Here is a 19,056-nt window from a genome sequence, read left to right on the forward strand (position 1 = left end):
GGCTATGACCGTACCCGCCATCGGAGACACCGATAGAGGGCACGGCATAGCCCTGACCTGGGTCAGAGCGCCTTGGGGAAGCGGGCGTCTAGAGAACAGCCGCCTTGATTTGTGCGACTGCTTCTTCAGTGCTCCAGACCGCGTTGGCGATGAAGCGGAAGTTGATCAGGGCAGCAAGGTATCCGTCCCCCTCGGGCAATTGCGCCGCAGCGGTTGCATCCCGCACCACGGCCACTTCGAAACCGTTCTCGATCAATTCTCGCATATGCGATTCCGTGCAGAGGTTGGCCGACATACCCGCCAGAATAACCTGATCCACACCTTGCTTGCGCAGTTGCAGCGTCAAATCGTTGGTGTCATTGCCGTACATCTTGTGAGGCGAGGTCACGATGGTCTTGCCATCGTTGATGTAGGGCTTGTATCGCTCCAACCAGTCCGCGCCAGAGCCTTCGAAACCTTCGACGTTCAAAGGACCTTTGCGGTCAAACATGCCTATCTGGTGCATCAGCTTTTCCAACGCACCCTCGAACTTCCAACCATGGTCTGTTGGAAAGTAGTAATGCGGCGAAACGGCGGTGGTGATGTCGTGTTCCTTGGCCGTGCGGAACAGCGTTTCGATGTTCTCGACCGTGTTGAGTTCGGTGACCGACGCACCAATCACACCCCAGGTCACGCCATCGGGGCTGAGGAAATCGTTCTGCGGGTCGGTTACCACCAGGGCCGCGCGGCTCAGGTCGAGTTTCATGTCTGAGGGCGGCAATGCAGGCGCGGCCGGTTCTGCATAGGGGTTGGCCGTCTCTTGCGCTTGAGCGGTCCCTGCCAGCGCAGTGGCAGCCGCCGCAGTCCCGGCCAGACCGGTGGTCAGCGCCGCGCGACGTGATAGTTTCTTGCCACCGTGATCATGGTCATCGCAATTGCACATAAGGTCATTCCTTCTTTGGATGTATCGAGAAGCCTTATGTGTGACAATTGGTGTGCCTTTTCGTCTTGATTTGGACCAGGTCCGAAAATTTCCGTGACGACAAAGAAGTTTAAGGCCAAAGACACCTGATGAGCTATGACCACATTTTCGATCAACTCGATATCCGTACGGAGCCGTTTGCGATCTGTGAGATTCACGGAACCTGCCATGTTGCCCTCAAGCCGGATGCGGCGGTGACTCTGCACTACATACTGTGCGGTGAGGGCCAGATCACGATGCGGGGGCAGGCCCCGATCAAGATTTCCAAGGGCAGTCTGGTATTGATCCCATCGCTGAACAGCCACGAGGTCTTGAATGATGGTGCGACGGTCGTGCCCGGACCATCGTGCAAACCAGCGGCACTGAACCTGGCGCGGGTCCTCAAATCGGTTCCAGATGAAAGTGCCGACAGCGTCAGCCGCTTGATCGCACTTTGTGCTCATGTCAATATTGGGCTCATGGGGGCGACGGATGTGGTCAACTTGATCCGTGAACCACTGGTGACGCGTGCCGAACCCGGCGGCGACCTGATGGTGTTGGTCGACACATTAATGCGCGAAGTGTGCGAGCCCAGCGTCGGCAGCCGCGCCCTGATCCGGGTTTTGTTGATGCAGGCTGTGATTGTCATGATGCGCAAACGCATGACCGAGCAGGACGGGCCGTTGGATTGGATGGCTGCGCTGCGTGATCCGATGCTGTGGAAAGCGCTGAATGCGATGCTGAACGACCCGGGCAAGCCGTATTCTGTCGAAACCCTCGCGGACATTGCGGGCATGAGCCGGGCCGCGTTTGCGAAGCGCTTTTCCGACGCATACGGCGCAGGTCCGATGGAGCTGCTGCGCAATCTGCGGGTTCGCAAGGCGGGTGACCTGCTACGCAATACAGATTTACCAATGAAGCGCGTCGCTGAATCCGTCGGATTTTCAAGCCGCAGTGCCTTTAGCCGCGCATTCGAAGCGACATCCGGCCAAAGCCCCAGTGCATTCCGCAAAGCGGTCAGAATGCTGTGATTTTGGGTATCGCTTTCGCCAAGTTTGGCGTTCATGCGTGCATCAAGCACAACAAACCGGCTGAAGCGGACCTTCGTTGGAACCGCAGCACGAAGGGCTCATAGCGGTCATCCAACTTCAGGTGACAGCAGTGGCTTCCCATTCTTCATTCTCCATGCAAGGCTCTGTTTTCATAAAGAATTTGCACTTCGTTTGTGAATCCACCCTCAAGCGATCCAAAGATGTGATAATAGCCATTATGTTATCTCATGACTCTGAACCCGCCCCACAATACCCGCCAACACGCAAAACGCCTTGCAGCCTCTGCCATCCTTGCCCACATACGCAGGACAGACACATCAACAAGGACCCAGCCCCATGCCCTCGCTGAAAATCTCTGCCGCACAAATGGTTGCTAACGCCCGCGCCCGGATCGAGGAAATCGAAACCCCCGATCTGATCGCCATGGTTGAGGACCCTAATGTGGTGATCGTCGACATCCGTGACCCGCGCGAACGCGAGCGGACGGGCTATATCCCCGGTGCCTTTCATGCCCCGCGCGGGATGATCGAATTCTGGGTCGATCCCGACAGCCCCTATCACAAGGATGTCTTTGCCCAGGAGGGCAAGAAATACGTCTTTCACTGCGCCTCCGGCTGGCGATCCGCGATCACGGTGGCCACCTTGCAGGACATGGGGTTTGACGCCGCACACCTGAAAGAGGGCTTCTCGACCTGGGAAAAGCACGGTGGTCCCGTCGCACGGGACGAGGACAAATCGTAGCAGCACAGCGCCTTCCCAGACGGGCAAAAATAGCGCATCATCCCCGATGAAAAAGGGAGGATACGCCATGACCTTGCCCGTCGATATGTCGCAAAAGCCGGACGTTCTGGGGTTCTTTGACCCTGAATCGAATACCATCAGCTATGTGGTGCGCGACCCCGGCTCAACCGCCTGTGCGGTGATTGATCCAGTGATGGAATTTGACCAGGCCGCAGGGCGTCTGACCTTTGGCTGTGCCGACCAGATGATCGCGCATATCCGCGACAACGGCCTGACGCTCGAATGGATCATTGAGACCCATGTGCATGCCGACCACCTCTCCGGCGCGCCCTATATTCAGGACGCACTGGGCGGCAAGATCGGCATCGGCGAACATGTGCAGACGGTGCAGGACACCTTCGGCAAGATCTTCAACGAAGGGACGGAGTTCCAGCGCGACGGCTCGCAGTTTGATGCGCTGTTTGCGGATGGTGACACCTACCAGATCGGCGGGCTTACGGGCTTTGCGATGCACACGCCCGGACACACGCCTGCCTGCATGGTGCATGTGATCGGCGATGCGGCTTTTGCGGGCGATACGTTGTTCATGCCGGACGGCGGCTCTGCCCGCTGTGATTTTCCGGGCGGGGACGCGGGGCAACTCTACGATTCCATCCAGCGGGTGCTGTCCCTGCCGGATGCGATGCGGCTCTTTATCTGCCACGACTACGGCCCCGGCGGCCGCGCCATTTCGTGGGAGACAACGATTGGCGACCAACGCGCTTCCAACATTCACGTGGGCGGTGGCAAATCACGCGAAGAGTTCATCAAGTTTCGCACCGAACGGGACGCGCAATTGTCCGTGCCCAAGCTGATCCTGCCATCCTTGCAGGTCAACATGCGCGGGGGCGAGGTGCCGACGGATGCGGATGGGAATATGATGCTGAAGACGCCGGTGAACAGGCTCTGATGCAGGCTACTCCCCCGCATTGAAGGTAAATAACGTCTCTCCGTTGATCGTATAGCTGTTGATCAACGTGGCCGCGCGCGGGCTGGTCAGCCAGCCTTCCAGCTGCATCACCAGATCATTCTTCACATGCGGATGGCGCGTGGGGTTCACCGGCAGGTAGGCGTATTGGTTGAACAGCACCGGATCGCCGGCAAAGAGCAGCGCCAGATCGCCTTTGTTGCCGAAATTCAGCCAGCTTGCGCGGTCGGACATGATATAGGCGTTCATGCCGGAGGCGGTGTTTAGAGCGGCGCCCATGCCCGCGCCCACCGCCCTGTACCAGCCGTCAAACGCGCCCGCGTCCAATCCGGCGGCGGACCACAGCGACAGCTCCTTCTTGTGGGTGCCGCTGTCATCGCCGCGGCTGACAAAGGTCGCGCGGGCACCCGCGATGGCCTGCAACGCGGCTGCCGCAGTGGGCACTTCCTGAACGCCCGCAGGATCATCCGCAGGGCCGATCACCACGAAATCGTTGTACATGATCTCCCGCCGGTGGGTGCCGAAACCATCGGCGACAAAGGCTTCCTCCGCCGCGCGCGAATGCACGAGGATCGCATCCACATCACCCGCTTCCCCCAGCTTCAGCGCCTGCCCGGTGCCGACCACCAGCAACTGCACGTCAAACCCCAGATCATTGGCGATTTCAGGCAACAGGACCTCGGACAGGCCGGAGTTGTGAAACGACGTGGTGACCGCCAGTTTGATGCTGTCCTGCGCTGATGCGAGCCCGCCCACAACCGCAAAAAGTCCTGCAAGAATAAGTCGCTTCATCGCCTGTTGTCTCCTGTCCAAAGGGGGTTTGGGGGCACTGCCTTGTTGTGGCAAATACGGCCCGGTGCTTCAAACGGAATGCGTCAATTTCGGGTGGCGATATTGATCCAGATCAGTCGAGACCTGCTGATTTGCATTTTCTCAGGACGGCAGGCGTTCGGCGATCTCATCAACGGTCATCACGTCACCGAATTGCTGGATCATCGTCTCCAACGCGGCGCGATGTTCGTCATCGGACAGGGTGGCAGTGGCGTCTTCGACCATGACCACCTTGAAATCCATCATCATCGCGTCCCGCGCAGTGGATTCGCAGCAGACGTTGGTTTTGGTGCCTGTGATCAGCAGGGTATCCACGCCCAGTGACCGGAGCACCCGTTCCAGCGCCGACGATCCGGGGATCAGCGCGGAGTAGCGGTTCTTGATCAGCCGCAGGTCCTTCTCCGCCACTTCCAGCCCTTCCCAGATCTCCTGACCCGGACTGCCGGGGGCCATGCTGGCAATGGTCTGCGCACGTACATCGTCTGCAACAAACCTGTTATAGAACCCGTCCCAATCGCTGCGGCCGCCGGTGTTGTCATTGGCGTGGTTGATCCAGATCACATGGCCACCGGCCTGCCGCACCAGCCCGTTCAGACGGTTGATCGGCCCCACCAATCCCCGTGACAGCGGCACTTCGGCGGGGGCTCCTTCGGCGCAGAAGGTCGCCTGCATGTCGATCACGATCACAGCGGTGCGGGCGGGATCAAAGCGGTCAAACAGGTGCACCTTGCCCCGGCGCGCAATCACGCGGTCCTTGATCTCATCCCTGATCCCAACGCTGTGCATGGCGCATTCCCCCGCGTTAGAGCCTTATCCACGCCCCGCGTGCAGCGGCAGATGGGCAATCACCGCCTGCTCTTTGGTGGCGTCATTGGCCACGACCTGCTCGGCCCGTTCCAGATCCTGCGGCGTGGTGATCTTGAAATTCTCCGAGGCACCCATGACGATACGCACCTCGATCCCCATGGCGCGGGCAATCTCCACATCATCCGCCGCGTCGCCGTCGTAGGACAGATGCGCGGACAACAGCGGGTCAAACCGAAACCCCTGCGGGGTCTGCGCACGCCACAGCCCGTCGCGCGGCACCGGGTTGATCGCGGCGCCATCGCTGGTCTGCCACAGCGCATCGACAACGGGCAAAGCGGCAAAGGCGGCGTCGGCCTGCGTCAATTCCTCAAGCACGTCCAGAATGATCCGCTGTGACACAAAGGGCCGCGCGGCGTCATGGACCAGCACGCAATCGGGGCTGTTGGCGGCCAGTGCGCGCAAGCCGCAGGTCACCGATTTTGCCCGTGTCGCCCCGCCCAGAACGGGCGGCAGAATGCGGCTGTCGTCCAGCCCTTCAATCGCAGCGGCGAACATGTCGGCATCGTCTGCATGGATCACCGGCTGCACCATCGCAATGGCATCGACGGACAAGAACGTCTCCAGACAGCGGCGGAGGGAGCAGACACCGGCAATCGGCAGATACTGCTTGGGCGTCTCATCCCCAAACCGCCGCCCACGGCCCGCTGCAACAATCAGGACAGAGGCGCGCATCAGGTCAGCTTCCGTGGCTGGGGCTTGGTGCCCAATTGTTTCTCAATCCGCTGCGGCAGGAACTGCCCCGGCATCGTCCAGTTCGGGGTTTCGCCTGCAAATTCCTCAAAGAACCCGATGGCGAGGTTCACATCCTCTTCCACATTCTCCCGAAACGACCACCAGGCGCGCAGGTCTCCCAGTTTGGGCGCGGTATCGGCGGTGAGGGAAAAGTCCTGCTCAATCACCGCGTCGCGCACCGCAAGGCAGAAAGAGACATAGAGATACCCCTCCGGCCAGAACGTCGCGGGTTGGTCGTGTGATCCTTGTGATGGAGTCGCCGTCACCGGGCCATGGCGCACCAGCTCGCGCAGCATCAACCCGGCGGCAAAGGTCACATATTCCAGCCGATGTTCCTGCGCCTTGTATTTCTGCGCCTCAAACGCGCGGAACCAGTTGCCGAAGGCTTGCAACAGCTTGGGTTCATCCAGGCTCAGCACCTGCCCGGTGTCCTGCTCCACCTCAGCGATGAAATCGCGGAAGGAACTGACAAACCACCGCGCACGGCGGATGGTCTTGCGCACCGGCATGTTGCTTTTTTCCAGAACGTGCAGCGCCTCTTTCACGTCAGATCCTCTCCGCCACATCGCGCAGGATCGCCTCAAGCGCGGCCGGGTCATGCAGGGCCGCCTGACAGGCATCGAGGGAACCCGCACCGAGCCACCCGGCAATGCGCACCAGTTCCTCCTCCGGTGTATTGGCGTCGCCCGGTTCGGTCAGCAGCCACAGCACAGCCCCGATATAGACCCGCAGCGCCAGCGTTTCATCCGGTCGCGGGGCGTTCATCATGCCGGGCGCGACGCCGTAGGGCGCACGTTTGATCATCGCCTGTACCATCGCTGCCGCGCGATGGGGCGCTGTCTCTGCGTCGTGCCAGCACATTGCCAGGATCGTTTCGCTGACCAGCAAATCCGGTTGCTCCGCTTCAGCCAGCAGCACCGAAATGGCAAAGCCCGCGCAGCCCGCCATCTCTGTCGCGGACATATCCGCGCCTTGCATCGCCGCAGCCGCCCCCGCAACCGCCGCAGGCGACGGCGGCCCCGACAGCCCCGCGCCTTTGGGATCAAAGGGGGTGATATCCTCCACCACATGCCGCAGCGGCCCCGGCAGCGCTTCGAGCGCATGAGACACGATCGACGCGGCAGGCCCCGCATGCTGACGCACCCCGCGCACAAGGTCGCGCAGGGGCAGCGTCAAAGCGCGTGGATTTGGATAGGAACTGCTCATCTCAGCAGGCCTTCTGTCAACTACATTAGACAGTATAAGGGCGCAGCGCGGTCTTTTCCATGAAAGAAAGCGTGGTTGGCAGATCGGTCACACCGGCCTGTGATCCCAGCCCCGTCGCATTCTGCGCCGAGCTTGCCTGCCCCAGCCGGATACAATCCTCGACCGAACGGTTCAGGTGCAGCCCCGTGGCGAAGCCTGCGTTAAAGCAATCGCCGCAGCCACAGGTACAGACCACGTCGATGTTGAACGCCGGGATGTCGATCTTGGCGCCCGTCTGATCGCGGTACATTGCCCCATCTGCCCCCAGCGTCAGGATCACCGCCCCGGTGCCCTGATCCAGCAGAAACTGCGCAATGTCTTCAAAATCCGTCAGGCCGGACAGCGCCATTGCCTCTTCCTCAGAGGGCATGAACACATCCGTATGGGCCAGCAGCGGCTTGATCAACGCCAGATCATCGGGGGTGGAGGCAAAGACATCCAGCGTCGTGGTGACACCCCGCTTCTTGGCTTCCGCCAACACCTCCGTATTGCGCCCCTTGTCCATCGCGTCCATCAGACCCACGCCGCCGATATGCAGGATTTTCGTGTCTAACACGCGGTCCAGAGCCTTATCATCCACATAGAACCCCGCCGTCGCGCCCAGCTTGTGCAGCGCAGGACGTGCCCCATCGGGCCGCGTGGTCACAATGCTGGAGGAGGTCGCAAAATCCGGGCAGCGCTGCATCATCTGACGGTCAACGCCGAAGTCATCCAACCGCCGCAGCACCCAGTCGCCCATCAGGTCTTCGCCCACACCGCCCACGGCCTGCACCCGCAACCCATGTTTCGCCGCCACAATCGCCGCCGACCCGGCAGCACCCGAAACAGCCAGCGCGAAATCATCGACAAAAAACGTATTCCCCCCCGGCGGAATGTCATTCACCGGGCGGCACAGGGCGTCAAAGGTGTAAAACCCCATGGAGGTGTAATCAAACGTCATAACCCTACCGCAACCGCTCCCCGCTCTTGGCATCAAACAGACAGATGCGGGCAGGATCGAACGTCACGGTGATCTCCGTGTCAAGCTCTGCACGGAAGGCACGGTCAGCTTTGACTTCAATCTGCTGACCGCCCACCTTGATGGTCAGATAGGTCAGATCGCCTGTCGGCTCCACGCCAAAGACGCTGCCTTTCAGATGCGGGGTATTGCCGCCCACGGTGCAATCCTCCGGCCGGAAACCAAGCACCACGTTGCCGGACAAGGCGGCGGGCAGACCGGTGACCTCAATGCCTTGAGCGGTGAAGGTGCCAGCGTCAATCGCCCCCTCCACCAAATTCATCGGCGGAGAGCCGATAAAACCCGCGACGAAGGTGTTGGCCGGGTCGTTGTAGATGTCGTCAGGCGTTCCAATCTGCTGGATCGCACCGCCTTCCATGATCACGATGCGGTCGGCCAGCGTCATCGCCTCGATCTGGTCGTGGGTCACGTAAACGGTTGTGACCTTCAGCTGCCGCTGGATGTGCTTGATCTGCACCCGCATCGCCTGGCGCAACTTGGCGTCAAGATTGGACAACGGCTCATCCATCAGGAACACCTGCGGCTGGCGCACAATCGCGCGGGCCAACGCCGCCCTTTGCCGTTGCCCACCTGACAAGGCGCTCGGCTTGCGGTCCAGATAGTCGGTTAATTCCGTCATCTCCGCCGCGCGCCGCACCAGCGCGTCCTGCTCGCCTTTGGGCACCTCCCGCATGCGGAGCGGAAAGCGGATGTTCTCGTAAATCGTCATATTGGGGTACAAAGCATACCCCTGAAACACCATCGCCACGTCGCGGTCGCGCGCGTCGATGTCGTTCATCACCTCGCCGTCCATGATGACTTCACCCTCGGTCGGCTCCTCCAGCCCCGCGATCATCCGCATCGTCGTCGTCTTGCCGCAGCCCGAGGGGCCAAGGAACACCACAAACTCCTCATCCGCGATTTCAATATCCACATCGCGCACGCCTACGACTTTGCCCCAGCGTTTCTGAATGCCCGAAAGCTCAATCCGTGCCATGTTTATCCTTTCACCGCGCCCATCGTCAGACCCCGTGACAGGTGCTTCTGGATCGCGACAACCACGATGAACACCGGCACAAAGGCGAGGAAGGCCACCAGTGCAATTGCGTTGTAAATCAGCCCGTCCGACCCACCGGTGAAATTCGCCAGCGCCACCGACATTGTATAGGCGTTGGGGGTGGAGGCGATCAGCAGGGTGAACAGGAATTCGTTGATGGCAAAGATCATCGCAATGACGCTTGCGGTGATGATGCCGGGCAGGATGGCGGGGATGATGATCTCCCATAGGATACGCAGGTCCCCGGCCCCATCGGTCTTGGCGGCATCTTCCAGCTCTTTCGGGATATCCATCATGTAAGATCGGATGATCCAGGTCACAAAACTTAGATTGATCGCCGCATAGATCAGCATCAACGCCCAGACGCTGTCCAGCAGGCCTGCGTTGCGGAACAGAAAGAAGATCGGAATCGCCACAATCGCAGGCGCCATCATGCGGGTGGACAGGATATAAAAGCCGATGTCATCCCGCCCCCGGTAGGTATAACGCGACAGCGAATAGGCCGCCGGAATGGCCAGCACCAGATCAATCAGCACCGACCCGATGATCGCCAGCACCGAATTGCGCAGATATTTCCACATCGGCCAGTCTTCAAAGATCATCCAGAACGCATCAAGGCTGAACGTCGGCCAGTAAATCGGCTGCGCGGTGATGATCTCCGTCCGGGGCCGGAAGCCAATCGACAGGAACCACAGCACCGGCATCAGACAAAACAGCGCCCATCCCCCAAGGATCGCATAGCGCAGGGTCAGGCTTTCGCTGCGGGATTTTCTACGTTGCGAGGCCATCGGTCACTCCTTCGCCGACACAAAGGCGCGCTTCACCACAAGCTGCGCGATGATGATGGTGAGGATCAGCATGATCACCGAGGCGGATGAGGCATAGCCGAAGTCAAAGAACTTGAACCCCGTGCGGTAGATGAAATAGCTGATCGTTTCGGTGCCAAAGGCCGGGCCGCCCTTGGTGATGATAAAGACGTTGGTGAACATCGTGGTGATGTCGATCCCCCGCAGGATCAGTGCCACGGCAATCACCGGTTTCATCATCGGCAGGGAAATGTTCCAGAAGATCGACCACCACGACGCGCCATCAAGCCGTGCCGCTTCCTCCACCTCCTCATCCTGCCCCTGCAGGGCGGCGACAAAGATGATGAACAGGAAGGGTGTCCATTGCCAGACATCGGCGAGGATCAATATCGACCGGCTCATCCAGATCGAGGATTGAAAGGCGATGTTCCCGTCAATCAAGCCAATGCGTATGAGCAAATCCGCAAACACCCGCGCATCCAGAAAGAACAATTTGTAAATAAACGCCACCGCCGAGGGCATGAAGAGCATCGGCACCAGAAAGATGATCCGCCAGCCTTTGACCCAAGGGTCACGATAGGCATAAAACGCCAGCGCCAGCGCGATCACACATTGCAGTGTTAGCGCGATCGACCCCATGACAAAGGTATTCCACAACGCGCCCCAGAATTGATAATCGCCCCAGAGCCGTTCGTAATTGCCAAAGCCAATGGGCTGCCACGGGCCGAACTTCACCGCATAGAAACTCTGCACAATCGCGTAGATGCCGGGATACAGCGTGATCATCATCAGATAGATCACCGCGGGCGCAACCAGCAAATAGGGGAACCATTTCTTCAGCCGTTTGCTGCGGCGGCGGTAGGTGCGTACCGGGGCGGATTGCGCCGCCCCGGTTGCAGACAGGTTGGTCGTGCTCATCTATCTCATCCTGTCCGCGTCAGCCTTATTCCAAGATCAGAACGGCAGGTCCTTGCCTTCACCGACATACAGACCCGGTGCCGCTGCGGCGTAGTCTACCGGATCATTGCCCTGATAGAACCCATTGCTCGACATGATCTGTTTGACGGCGGCGGCAGCATTGTCCAGCGCTTCCTTGGCACTGATCTGCCCCACGACGGCGCGGTTGATCTCGTTGCCGATGGCTTGCTCAATCGGGAAGGCGCCGGGCAGACGGGGCGAGCACCATGCGTGCTCAAGGCTGTCACCCCAGACCTTCGCAGGCTGGGAGACCTCTTGCAGGTTGGTGTTTTGCAGCACGGATTTGTACCCCGGTGCCACACCGTTCGCATTGGCTTCGTTCATCGCCATGATCGACGCAGTTGTCAGGAAGGCCAGCATCAGGAACGCGCCTTCCGGGTTCTGCGCAGATGCCGCCACGCAAGAGGTCGAACCCGCGATATTCGGCGGCGCAAACCGCCCGCCCTCAATCCGTGGCTCATAGATGGTGACGAAATCGTCGACGATCTGGCTTTGATCCGGCCGCATCGCCTGCGTGCCGCTGTCCTGCCAACTGATGTTGGTGGCCACCTGACCGCCCAACCACGCTGCGCGGTTCTCCGGCCAACCGGCACCCGCATGGCCCTCATTGGCGTTCTTGGACAGGGCAAGGATAATCTCCAGACCCTTCATGCCCGCGTCACCGTTGAAGATCGGCTCCCAGTTCTCATCAAACAGCATCATGCCCGCCTGCGCGGCAATATGCTCCCACGTGTAGGTCGACCAGAAACCGGGTGCGGCCATCATGCCGACACCGCTGACACCCGGTTCGATCTTGTTCAACTCACCAGAGACACGGATCAGCTCATCATAGGTCGGGATGGAGTTGACCTTGTCCACCGCGCCGCCCAGCAACGTCTCCATATAGCCTTTGCGCACGTGCACCATCTGAATGTCGCAATCAAACGGGATGCCGTACATCTTGCCGTTGAAGAAGCCGTAATTCAGCCGGTACGTGTCATAGAAGTCATCCAGCGGCAGACCCCATTTGTCGGCATAGTCATCAAGGCTCGCCAGGAACCCCGGTGCCGCGAAATCGCCCAGCCAGGGGGAGAAGAACTGCAACGCGTCAAAGGACGCATTGCCGGAAATGAACTCCGCCAGCGCCTTGTCATAGAAGCTGTCATCCGGGATCGGCACCAGTTCGACCTTGATGCCGGAGAGTTTCTCAAACGGCACCAGACCTTCGGCGGCTGATTCTGCATCCGCCGCACCGATGGCAAAACGCACGGTTGTGCCGGCCAGCTCGGACCGGACGGCCTCCCAATCCACGGTGCGGATCCAGTCCTTGTTGCTGTCCCAGATCGGCTTGTCATCCGACATGCCATACAAGGCGCGGTAATCCTCGCGGACGTATTTGTTGATCGATATCTCATCAAGAACGCTTTGCGGATCAGGCAGATGGCCGTCTGCAAAAGCCTGCGCGCCCCAGCTTGTTCCGCCCACAGCAAGACCTGCGGCAGATGAGCTTTTCAGAAACGAGCGGCGTGATAGGTGATTACTGTTTTTCATGTTCGTAGTCCTCCCAAATAATCTTGCGTGCCGCTCCTGCCCCGCATCCGGAGAAGATCGACAGCGCCCTGCCTTTTAGACATGGCTTGAACAAATGAATGTTCCACCTAACGATTGTTCTTTTTAAACCCTACGTCAACCAGTATCTTCACAGTTGATTGAACATATGATTTGACTTTTGAACGTTAGTTCAGATTATGTGTGCCACGACCCCAGCGCGGAAGGACCTGTCTCCCATGGCTTCGAACATCTCTCTCACTGGTCTGGCCAAGGACCTGTCGGACCGCGCCGCTTCCGGTAAACCCGTGCGCGTGGGCCTGATCGGATCGGGTGAAATGGGCACTGACATCGTCACCCGCGCCGCCATGATGGACGGGGTTGAGGTTGCCGCCATTTCAGAGATCACCCCCGGTGCCGCCGCCCGCGCCGTTGCGATTGCCCATGGGGAAGACGGCCACAGTGCCGAGGCCAATACCACCGATGCTTTGAACACCGCCATCGAATCCGGCAAGACCGCCGTCTCCGACAACGCTGACGCCATCCTTGAATCAGGTCTGATCGACGTGGTGATTGATGCCACAGGCATTCCCGCCGTCGGGGCAGAGATTGGCCTGCGCGCCATGGAACGCGGCAAACATCTGGTGATGATGAACGTCGAAGCGGATGTGACCATCGGCGCCTACCTGCGCCGCGAAGCGGACCGCCTTGGCGTTGTCTATTCCCTCGGGGCCGGGGATGAACCCTCGTCCTGCATGGAGCTGATCGAATTTGTCTCTGCCATGGGCCACAAGATCGTCTGCGCGGGCAAGGGCAAGAACAACCCGCTGAACATCGACGCCGTGCCAGAGGCCTATATGGAAGAAGCCGCGCGCCGGAACATGAACCCTCGCCTGTTGGTGGAATTCGTCGACGGCTCGAAGACGGCTGTTGAAATGTGCGCGATTGGCAATGCGACCGGATTGATCCCCGATTGCGACGGCATGCACGGCCCCGCCGCCGGACCCAAGGAACTGGCGAAAACCCTCATCCCCAAGAAAGACGGCGGTCTGCTGGATGGCATCGGCCGCGTGGATTATTCCATCGGCAAAGGTGTCTCTCCGGGTGTTTTCGTGATCATCGAAGCCGAACACCCCCGCATCCGCGAACGCCTCACGGACCTGAAAATGGGCGACGGCCCTTACTTTGAATTCATCCGCCCCTATCACCTGACCTCCCTCGAAGTCCCCCTCACCTGCGCCCGCGCGGTGCTCTATGGCAAGGCGGACATGGTCCCGCTTGATAACCCCGTGGCGGAGGTTTGCGCCGTCGCCAAACGCGACCTGAAACCGGGCGAGACCCTCGACCAGATCGGTGAATATACCTACCGCGCCTGGGCGATGGAGACGCAGCGCGCCCGCGCCGCCCGCGCCCTGCCTGCAGGCCTGCTGACCGGTGCTGTCACCACCGCCGCCATCGCCAAAGGCGAGTTGATCACCGCCCACAACACCACCCTGCCCGATGCGCCCATCGTCGATCTGCGCCGCAGGCAAGATGAAATGCTCTACGGCAAGGACCCCGCAAATGTCTGACCCCAACACGCCTTATGCCATCCGCACCTATGACGCGGAAACCCTCAAGGACGCCCTGCGCAAGATGTTCCTCATCCGCAAATTCGAGGAAGGTGCCGAAGACAGCTACACCCGTGGCCTGATCCACGGCACCATGCATCTCTCCATCGGGCAGGAAGCCTCTGCGGTGGGATCCTGCATGTCGCTGAGTGACGCGGACAAGATCACCTCAACCCACCGGGGCCACGGCCATTGCGTGGCGAAAGGGGCCGACCTGGGCCGCATGTTCGCGGAGTTCTTTGGCAAGGAAGACGGTTATTGCCGCGGGCGCGGTGGCTCCATGCACATCGCGGATGTGGAGAAAGGTAATCTGGGGGCCAACGGCATCGTTGGTGGTGGCTTGCCCATCGCGGTGGGTGCCGCGCTGTCTGCCAAACGTCTCAATACCGGTGCCGTCACCGTCTGCTTCTTCGGCGACGGGGCCAACAATGAAGGGGCCTTCCACGAAGCGCTGAACATGGCCGCCGTCTGGAAACTCCCCGTGGTTTTCGTCTGCGAAAACAACCGCTACGGCATGTCTACGTCGACCGAGAAATCCACCGCCGTGAAACACATCGCCGACCGCGCGAGCGCGTATAACATGCCCGGCACCACCGTCGACGGCAACGACTTCTCCGCCGTGGCGGAGGCCGTCGACACCGCCGTCGCACACGCCCGTGCCGGCAATGGTCCCAGCCTTGTCGAAAACCTCACCTACCGCTGGCGCGGCCACTCCAAATCCGACCGCAACCGCTACCGCACCAAGGAAGAAATCAGTGACTGGATGGCACGTGATCCCATCCTGCACATGTCCGCCCTTCTGGTCGAACACAAGGTCATGTCCGAAGCCGATGTTGCCGCGTTAGAGACTGAAACCGCGCAAGTCATCCAGGACGCCATAGCCTTCGCCAACGCCAGCCCCGCCCCCACGGCAGCAGAGGCAACGCGCTTTGTCTACACCGACGGGGAAGCTGCATGAACATGCAGAACGCCCCCGACATCCGCGAGCTCTCCTACGCCGAAGCCATCCGCGAAGCGATGGACATCGCGCTGGGATCAGACGAGCGCGTGGTGCTCATGGGCGAAGACATCGGCGTTTATGGCGGCGCGTTTCAGGTGACCGGAGACCTCATCGACAAATACGGCCCTGACCGCGTGATGGACACACCCATCTCTGAACTCGGCGGTGCGGGCGTGGCCGTGGGGGCTGCCATGACCGGGTTGCGTCCGATTTTCGAATTCCAGTTCTCCGACTTCGCCACGCTGGCTATGGAACAGATCGTCAACCAGGCCGCCAAAATCCGCTTCATGCTGGGTGGCGCGGTTTCCGTGCCTTTGGTGATGCGTTTCCCTGCCGGGTCCGGCACGGGAGCGGCCGCACAACACTCCCAAAGCATCGAAGCATGGCTTGGTCATGTGCCGGGTCTCAAGGTCATCCAGCCCAGCACACCCGAGGACGCCAAAGGCATGCTCCTCGCCGCGCTCGAAGACCCCGATCCGGTGATGATTTTCGAGCACAAGATCCTCTACAAAATGCGCGGCCCCGTTCCCGAGGGCCATTACACCATCCCCATCGGCAAAGCCGCCGTGCGCCGGGAGGGCAAAGACCTCACCATCGTCGCCACCTCCCTCATGGTGCACAAGGCGCTCGCCGCCGCCGATGACCTCGCCCAGAACGGTATCGACGCCGAGGTCATCGACCTGCGCACCATCCGCCCCATGGACCGCGACACCGTACTGGCTTCCGTGCGCAAGACGGGCCGGCTGATCTGTGTCTATGAAGGGGTCAAAACCCTCGGCGTTGGTGCTGAAATCTCCGCCATGGTCGCCGAAAGCGATGCGTTTGATTACCTCGATGCGCCCATCTTCCGTCTCGGTGGCGCGGAAAGCCCGATCCCCTACAACCCGGAGCTTGAAAAAGCCGTCGTACCGCAGGTGCCGGACATCCTGAACGCCGCAACGGAACTGGCACAAGGCCGCCTCTGATGCCCGTCGAAGTGATCATGCCCAAAGTCGATATGGACATGGCGCGCGGCACCGTTGCTGCGTGGCATGTGGAACCCGGTGCGACCGTCGCCAAGGGGGATCCGCTGTTCGATATCGAGACAGATAAAGCCGCGATGGAGGTCGAAGCGCAAGCGGACGGCATCCTGCACCATCCCGCACCAGAGGGCACCGAAGTCGCCATCGGCCAACCCGTGGCGTGGCTCTATGCCGAAGGCGAAGAGGTGGGCGACGCCCCTGCCGTATCCGCACCCGAAGCGCAGCCCGAACCTGAAGAACCCGCCGAAACCACTGTATCAGAGCCTGTTTCACCCCCCTCTCCCACCGAAAACATCCGCGCCACACCCCGTGCGCGCACATTGGCCCGTGACGCAAACATCGACCTTGCGACCCTGACCGGCAGCGGCCCCCGTGGCCGGATACAAGCCGAAGATGTGCCACAGGCACGGGAAGAGGTCCCCGCCACCTTCACCGCCCAGACCGGCGCGCTGCATGTGATGCGTTCCAAAGGCACCGGCACGCCGCTGGTCCTGATCCACGGTTTTGCCAGCGATTCCATGTCGTGGAAACCGCTTGAGGCGCATCTCAAAAACCGTGCCCTGATCCGCATCGACCTGCCGTGCCACGGCAAATCCCCGAACATGCGCGTGGGCAGCTTCGCCGATCTGGTCAAGACGGTCCGCCAGACGTTCGACGACCTGCACCTTGATGCCGCGCATGTCATTGGCCACAGCCTCGGCGGTGCGGTGGCGCTTGCACTGGCCGACACGCGCCCGCGCAGCATCGCGTCCCTCACGCTGATCGCGCCCGCTGGGCTTGGCCCTGACATAAACGAAGCCGCGCTTGCCGGGATCGCCCGCGCCACAAAACCCGAAAGCCTCGCCCCCTGGCTCAAAACCCTCGTCCACGACGAGAGCCTGATCAACGACGGCTACGCCCGTGCCGCGATGAAAACCCGCCTTGATCCGCACATGCGCGCCGCGCAAGCCGCATTGGCCCATGCCGTCTTCCCCGATGGCACACAGGCCTTTGATCTCAAGGCCGCCCTGCACAGGGTCAGTATGCCCACCCGCCTCATCTGGGGCCGCAGTGACAAGATCATTCCCTGGCAACACGCCCTCACCGCCCCCGGCCCTGTCGCGCTGCACCTCTTTGAGGCCACCGGCCATCTGCCGCAGTTCGAACGTGCAGAGGGGATTGGGAAGCTCTTGCAATCGGCGCTATAGTGGGCGAACCACCTGCACCGCACAGGAGCCGCCATGCCCGACGATCAGCCAACCCCCGTTGAGCACATCCCCGACCGGACGCTGAATGATCCGCACAGCCAGATGCGCATCCGGGCCGCCTGGCTCTATTATGTTGAGGGCAACACCCAATCCGACGTGGCCAAGAAACTGGGTGTGAACCGCATCATGATCACCCGCCTGCTGTCTGAGGCCAAGAAGCGCGGCGAAGTGGTGATTCAGATCAAATCCAAGCTGACCTCTCTGGTAGACGCACAGACCCGGTTGGAAGAGAAATTCGGTCTGCGCAAGGCAATCCTCGCCCCGCACACGGATCAGGCTGCCGATCCCACCCGCGTCATTGCCGCAGCAGCGGGGGAGTATGTGTCCGGCCTGATGCACCATAACATCACCGTCGGCGTCGGCTGGGGACAGACCCTGCATTCCATGCTGCCCTATATCGAGGGCCGGTCACTGGAAGGCGCGCGTATCGTGTCGCTGCTGGGCGGCATCGCGCAGGCGCGGCGGTTCAATCCGGCGGAATTCGCCTGGCAGTTTGCTGAACTCTTTGACGCCGAAGGCTTCCTTGTCCCCGCACCTGCGATTGTGGATTCGCCGCAGACCAAACACGCCCTGCTGGAACACTGCGGGCTGGACCGGATTATCTCCATGGCCGATGCCTGCGATGTGGCTTTGCTGTCCTGCGGCGGGATCACCACGCTGACCACCTCTTACCGCGCAGGCCATGTGTCAGAAGCGGAGCGGACCTCCCTGATTGAGGCCGGTGCGGTGGGGGATCTTCTCTACACCTTCCTCGACCGCGATGGCGTGCCGCTGGATCACCCGGTCAATGCGCGCAACATTTCCGCCTCCGTCGATCACCTCGCGCGGTTGCCGAACAAGGTGCTGATCTCCGGCGGGCCGGAGAAGGTCAAGATCATCCGCGCAACGCTGAAAGCGGTGTCACCCGATACGCTGATCACGGATGAGGTGACGGGCGCACGGTTGTTGGAAGAGGCCGGTTAGAGCCACATAGACCGGGCATCGTCTGCACGCGGGTCGGCGCGTTTCCTTCAGACAAAACTCCGCACCGTTTCAATCGCCCCGGCCAGCGCTTTGCCTTCGGGGTCTTGCAAAGCAGCCTCCCGCAGCCGGTTCATCCACTCCGCCGCATCCTCGCGCCCCTCCAGCAGGGTGGCCGCATTCATCACCCTGGCGAACTTCGTCAATCCGCGCACATGGGTGTCGGAATACCCTTTCACCAGCCGCCGGTTCTTCAGCAGTTCAACGGCGAGCATATAGTCTCTATCAAGCGGTTTCAGGCTGTCAGCCAGCCATTCCTTCAGATGCGCAACCTCCACTTCATGCCGCCGTGTGCGCAGCCGATACCCCTTCAGCCCGCCCAGAAAATGCAGCATCACAAACGACCGCAGCCTGTGCGTCCTCAGCCGCCGTCCCTTGTTGAAGAGTCGGTTGAGCAGCGCCATCCGTTTCGGATTG

The 19,056-nt window shown here is 60.8% G+C and carries 20 protein-coding genes; 8 read left to right on the forward strand and 12 right to left on the reverse strand.

The features are described 5' to 3' along the window. Positions 1-88: 88 nt before the first annotated feature. Positions 89-922 carry a cysteine hydrolase gene (locus Q1A91_RS22970; RefSeq protein WP_299883061.1) on the reverse strand — a complete coding sequence of 278 codons (834 nt, stop codon included), beginning with the start codon at positions 920-922 and terminating at the stop codon, positions 89-91. Between the two features lie 128 nt (positions 923-1,050). On the opposite strand from Q1A91_RS22970, the gene Q1A91_RS22975 reads away from it, so the two are divergent. The 3 genes from Q1A91_RS22975 (at position 1,051) to Q1A91_RS22985 (ending at position 3,682) form a co-directional block, all read left to right on the forward strand. Continuing rightward, positions 1,051-1,971: an AraC family transcriptional regulator gene (locus tag Q1A91_RS22975; RefSeq protein ID WP_299883063.1), complete on the forward strand. Its 921-nt coding sequence runs from the start codon at positions 1,051-1,053 to the stop codon at positions 1,969-1,971. A 357-nt stretch (positions 1,972-2,328) separates the two neighbouring features. Continuing rightward, positions 2,329-2,733 (forward strand): rhodanese-like domain-containing protein, encoded by a 405-nt coding sequence (locus tag Q1A91_RS22980; RefSeq protein WP_299883065.1) that lies wholly within the window; start codon positions 2,329-2,331, stop codon positions 2,731-2,733. 67 nt (positions 2,734-2,800) lie between these two features. Continuing rightward, positions 2,801-3,682: an MBL fold metallo-hydrolase gene (locus Q1A91_RS22985; RefSeq protein ID WP_299883066.1), complete on the forward strand. Its 882-nt coding sequence runs from the start codon at positions 2,801-2,803 to the stop codon at positions 3,680-3,682. 6 nt (positions 3,683-3,688) lie between these two features. Here Q1A91_RS22985 and Q1A91_RS22990 read toward each other — a convergent pair whose 3' ends face one another. The 10 genes from Q1A91_RS22990 to Q1A91_RS23035 form a co-directional block, all read right to left on the reverse strand. After that, entirely contained in the window at positions 3,689-4,492 is an 804-nt protein-coding gene (locus Q1A91_RS22990; RefSeq protein ID WP_299883068.1) for a substrate-binding domain-containing protein, read from the reverse strand. A gap of 141 nt (positions 4,493-4,633) precedes the next feature. Further along, complete coding sequence (locus tag Q1A91_RS22995; protein WP_299883070.1) at positions 4,634-5,317, reverse strand: cysteine hydrolase; 684 nt, start codon at positions 5,315-5,317, stop codon at positions 4,634-4,636. 24 nt (positions 5,318-5,341) lie between these two features. Continuing rightward, positions 5,342-6,070, reverse strand: a complete 729-nt coding sequence (ispD, locus tag Q1A91_RS23000; RefSeq protein ID WP_299883072.1) for a 2-C-methyl-D-erythritol 4-phosphate cytidylyltransferase — start codon at positions 6,068-6,070, stop codon at positions 5,342-5,344. Then, positions 6,070-6,675, reverse strand: a complete 606-nt coding sequence (locus tag Q1A91_RS23005) for a hypothetical protein (RefSeq protein WP_299883074.1) — start codon at positions 6,673-6,675, stop codon at positions 6,070-6,072. The genes ispD and Q1A91_RS23005 overlap by 1 nt, the downstream gene beginning before the upstream one ends. 1 nt (position 6,676) lies before the next feature. Beyond that, positions 6,677-7,336, reverse strand: coding sequence for a hypothetical protein (locus Q1A91_RS23010; RefSeq protein ID WP_299883076.1), 660 nt, complete (start codon positions 7,334-7,336; stop codon positions 6,677-6,679). A 25-nt stretch (positions 7,337-7,361) separates the two neighbouring features. Beyond that, positions 7,362-8,315: a carbohydrate kinase family protein gene (locus Q1A91_RS23015; RefSeq protein WP_299883078.1), complete on the reverse strand. Its 954-nt coding sequence runs from the start codon at positions 8,313-8,315 to the stop codon at positions 7,362-7,364. Between the two features lie 4 nt (positions 8,316-8,319). Then, complete coding sequence (locus Q1A91_RS23020; RefSeq protein WP_299883080.1) at positions 8,320-9,369, reverse strand: ABC transporter ATP-binding protein; 1,050 nt, start codon at positions 9,367-9,369, stop codon at positions 8,320-8,322. A 2-nt stretch (positions 9,370-9,371) separates the two neighbouring features. Then, on the reverse strand, positions 9,372-10,217 hold the full coding sequence (locus Q1A91_RS23025; RefSeq protein ID WP_299883082.1) for a carbohydrate ABC transporter permease: 846 nt from the start codon (positions 10,215-10,217) through the stop codon (positions 9,372-9,374). Positions 10,218-10,220: 3 nt separating this feature from the next. Next, positions 10,221-11,153, reverse strand: coding sequence for a carbohydrate ABC transporter permease (locus Q1A91_RS23030; RefSeq protein ID WP_299883084.1), 933 nt, complete (start codon positions 11,151-11,153; stop codon positions 10,221-10,223). Between the two features lie 36 nt (positions 11,154-11,189). Continuing rightward, a complete protein-coding gene (locus Q1A91_RS23035) occupies positions 11,190-12,743 on the reverse strand; it encodes an ABC transporter substrate-binding protein (RefSeq protein ID WP_299883086.1) in 1,554 nt (517 codons plus the stop codon). Between the two features lie 236 nt (positions 12,744-12,979). Here Q1A91_RS23035 and Q1A91_RS23040 point away from each other — a divergent pair, with 236 nt between their 5' ends. From Q1A91_RS23040 to Q1A91_RS23060, 5 genes are read left to right on the forward strand one after another with little or no spacing between them, the layout of a single operon-like run. Next, positions 12,980-14,311, forward strand: a complete 1,332-nt coding sequence (locus Q1A91_RS23040) for an SAF domain-containing protein (protein WP_299883089.1) — start codon at positions 12,980-12,982, stop codon at positions 14,309-14,311. Then, on the forward strand, positions 14,304-15,308 hold the full coding sequence (locus tag Q1A91_RS23045) for a thiamine pyrophosphate-dependent dehydrogenase E1 component subunit alpha (protein ID WP_299883091.1): 1,005 nt from the start codon (positions 14,304-14,306) through the stop codon (positions 15,306-15,308). The genes Q1A91_RS23040 and Q1A91_RS23045 overlap by 8 nt, the downstream gene beginning before the upstream one ends. Then, positions 15,305-16,315 carry an alpha-ketoacid dehydrogenase subunit beta gene (locus tag Q1A91_RS23050; protein ID WP_299883093.1) on the forward strand — a complete coding sequence of 337 codons (1,011 nt, stop codon included), beginning with the start codon at positions 15,305-15,307 and terminating at the stop codon, positions 16,313-16,315. Before Q1A91_RS23045 ends, Q1A91_RS23050 begins: the two co-directional genes overlap by 4 nt. Beyond that, the gene (locus tag Q1A91_RS23055; RefSeq protein WP_299883094.1) at positions 16,315-17,559 is read left to right on the forward strand and encodes an acetoin dehydrogenase dihydrolipoyllysine-residue acetyltransferase subunit; all 1,245 of its coding nucleotides are present in this window, start codon (positions 16,315-16,317) and stop codon (positions 17,557-17,559) included. Before Q1A91_RS23050 ends, Q1A91_RS23055 begins: the two co-directional genes overlap by 1 nt. 33 nt (positions 17,560-17,592) lie before the next feature. Then, positions 17,593-18,582 (forward strand): sugar-binding transcriptional regulator, encoded by a 990-nt coding sequence (locus Q1A91_RS23060; RefSeq protein WP_299883095.1) that lies wholly within the window; start codon positions 17,593-17,595, stop codon positions 18,580-18,582. Between the two features lie 47 nt (positions 18,583-18,629). Here the strand turns inward: Q1A91_RS23060 and Q1A91_RS23065 are convergent. After that, positions 18,630-19,056 (reverse strand): DUF6537 domain-containing protein (locus Q1A91_RS23065; RefSeq protein ID WP_367278708.1); only part of this gene is annotated, 427 nt, incomplete at its 5' end.

This window comes from uncultured Sulfitobacter sp., from assembly GCF_947500075.1.
In the GTDB taxonomy this organism is placed as follows: Bacteria; Pseudomonadota; Alphaproteobacteria; order Rhodobacterales; family Rhodobacteraceae; genus Sulfitobacter.

Excerpts from the sequence above, each read along its gene's own strand:
- Q1A91_RS22970 (WP_299883061.1), bottom strand. The coding sequence starts at position 922 with ATGTGCAATTGCGATGACCATGATCACGGTGGCAAGAAACTATCACGT.
- Q1A91_RS22975 (WP_299883063.1), top strand. The coding sequence starts at position 1,051 with ATGAGCTATGACCACATTTTCGATCAACTCGATATCCGTACGGAGCCG.
- Q1A91_RS22980 (WP_299883065.1), top strand. The coding sequence starts at position 2,329 with ATGCCCTCGCTGAAAATCTCTGCCGCACAAATGGTTGCTAACGCCCGC.
- Q1A91_RS22985 (WP_299883066.1), top strand. The coding sequence starts at position 2,801 with ATGACCTTGCCCGTCGATATGTCGCAAAAGCCGGACGTTCTGGGGTTC.
- Q1A91_RS22990 (WP_299883068.1), bottom strand. The coding sequence starts at position 4,492 with ATGAAGCGACTTATTCTTGCAGGACTTTTTGCGGTTGTGGGCGGGCTC.
- Q1A91_RS22995 (WP_299883070.1), bottom strand. The coding sequence starts at position 5,317 with ATGCACAGCGTTGGGATCAGGGATGAGATCAAGGACCGCGTGATTGCG.
- ispD (WP_299883072.1), bottom strand. The coding sequence starts at position 6,070 with ATGCGCGCCTCTGTCCTGATTGTTGCAGCGGGCCGTGGGCGGCGGTTT.
- Q1A91_RS23010 (WP_299883076.1), bottom strand. The coding sequence starts at position 7,336 with ATGAGCAGTTCCTATCCAAATCCACGCGCTTTGACGCTGCCCCTGCGC.
- Q1A91_RS23015 (WP_299883078.1), bottom strand. The coding sequence starts at position 8,315 with ATGACGTTTGATTACACCTCCATGGGGTTTTACACCTTTGACGCCCTG.
- Q1A91_RS23020 (WP_299883080.1), bottom strand. The coding sequence starts at position 9,369 with ATGGCACGGATTGAGCTTTCGGGCATTCAGAAACGCTGGGGCAAAGTC.
- Q1A91_RS23025 (WP_299883082.1), bottom strand. The coding sequence starts at position 10,217 with ATGGCCTCGCAACGTAGAAAATCCCGCAGCGAAAGCCTGACCCTGCGC.
- Q1A91_RS23030 (WP_299883084.1), bottom strand. The coding sequence starts at position 11,153 with ATGAGCACGACCAACCTGTCTGCAACCGGGGCGGCGCAATCCGCCCCG.
- Q1A91_RS23035 (WP_299883086.1), bottom strand. The coding sequence starts at position 12,743 with ATGAAAAACAGTAATCACCTATCACGCCGCTCGTTTCTGAAAAGCTCA.
- Q1A91_RS23040 (WP_299883089.1), top strand. The coding sequence starts at position 12,980 with ATGGCTTCGAACATCTCTCTCACTGGTCTGGCCAAGGACCTGTCGGAC.
- Q1A91_RS23045 (WP_299883091.1), top strand. The coding sequence starts at position 14,304 with ATGTCTGACCCCAACACGCCTTATGCCATCCGCACCTATGACGCGGAA.
- Q1A91_RS23050 (WP_299883093.1), top strand. The coding sequence starts at position 15,305 with ATGAACATGCAGAACGCCCCCGACATCCGCGAGCTCTCCTACGCCGAA.
- Q1A91_RS23055 (WP_299883094.1), top strand. The coding sequence starts at position 16,315 with ATGCCCGTCGAAGTGATCATGCCCAAAGTCGATATGGACATGGCGCGC.
- Q1A91_RS23060 (WP_299883095.1), top strand. The coding sequence starts at position 17,593 with ATGCCCGACGATCAGCCAACCCCCGTTGAGCACATCCCCGACCGGACG.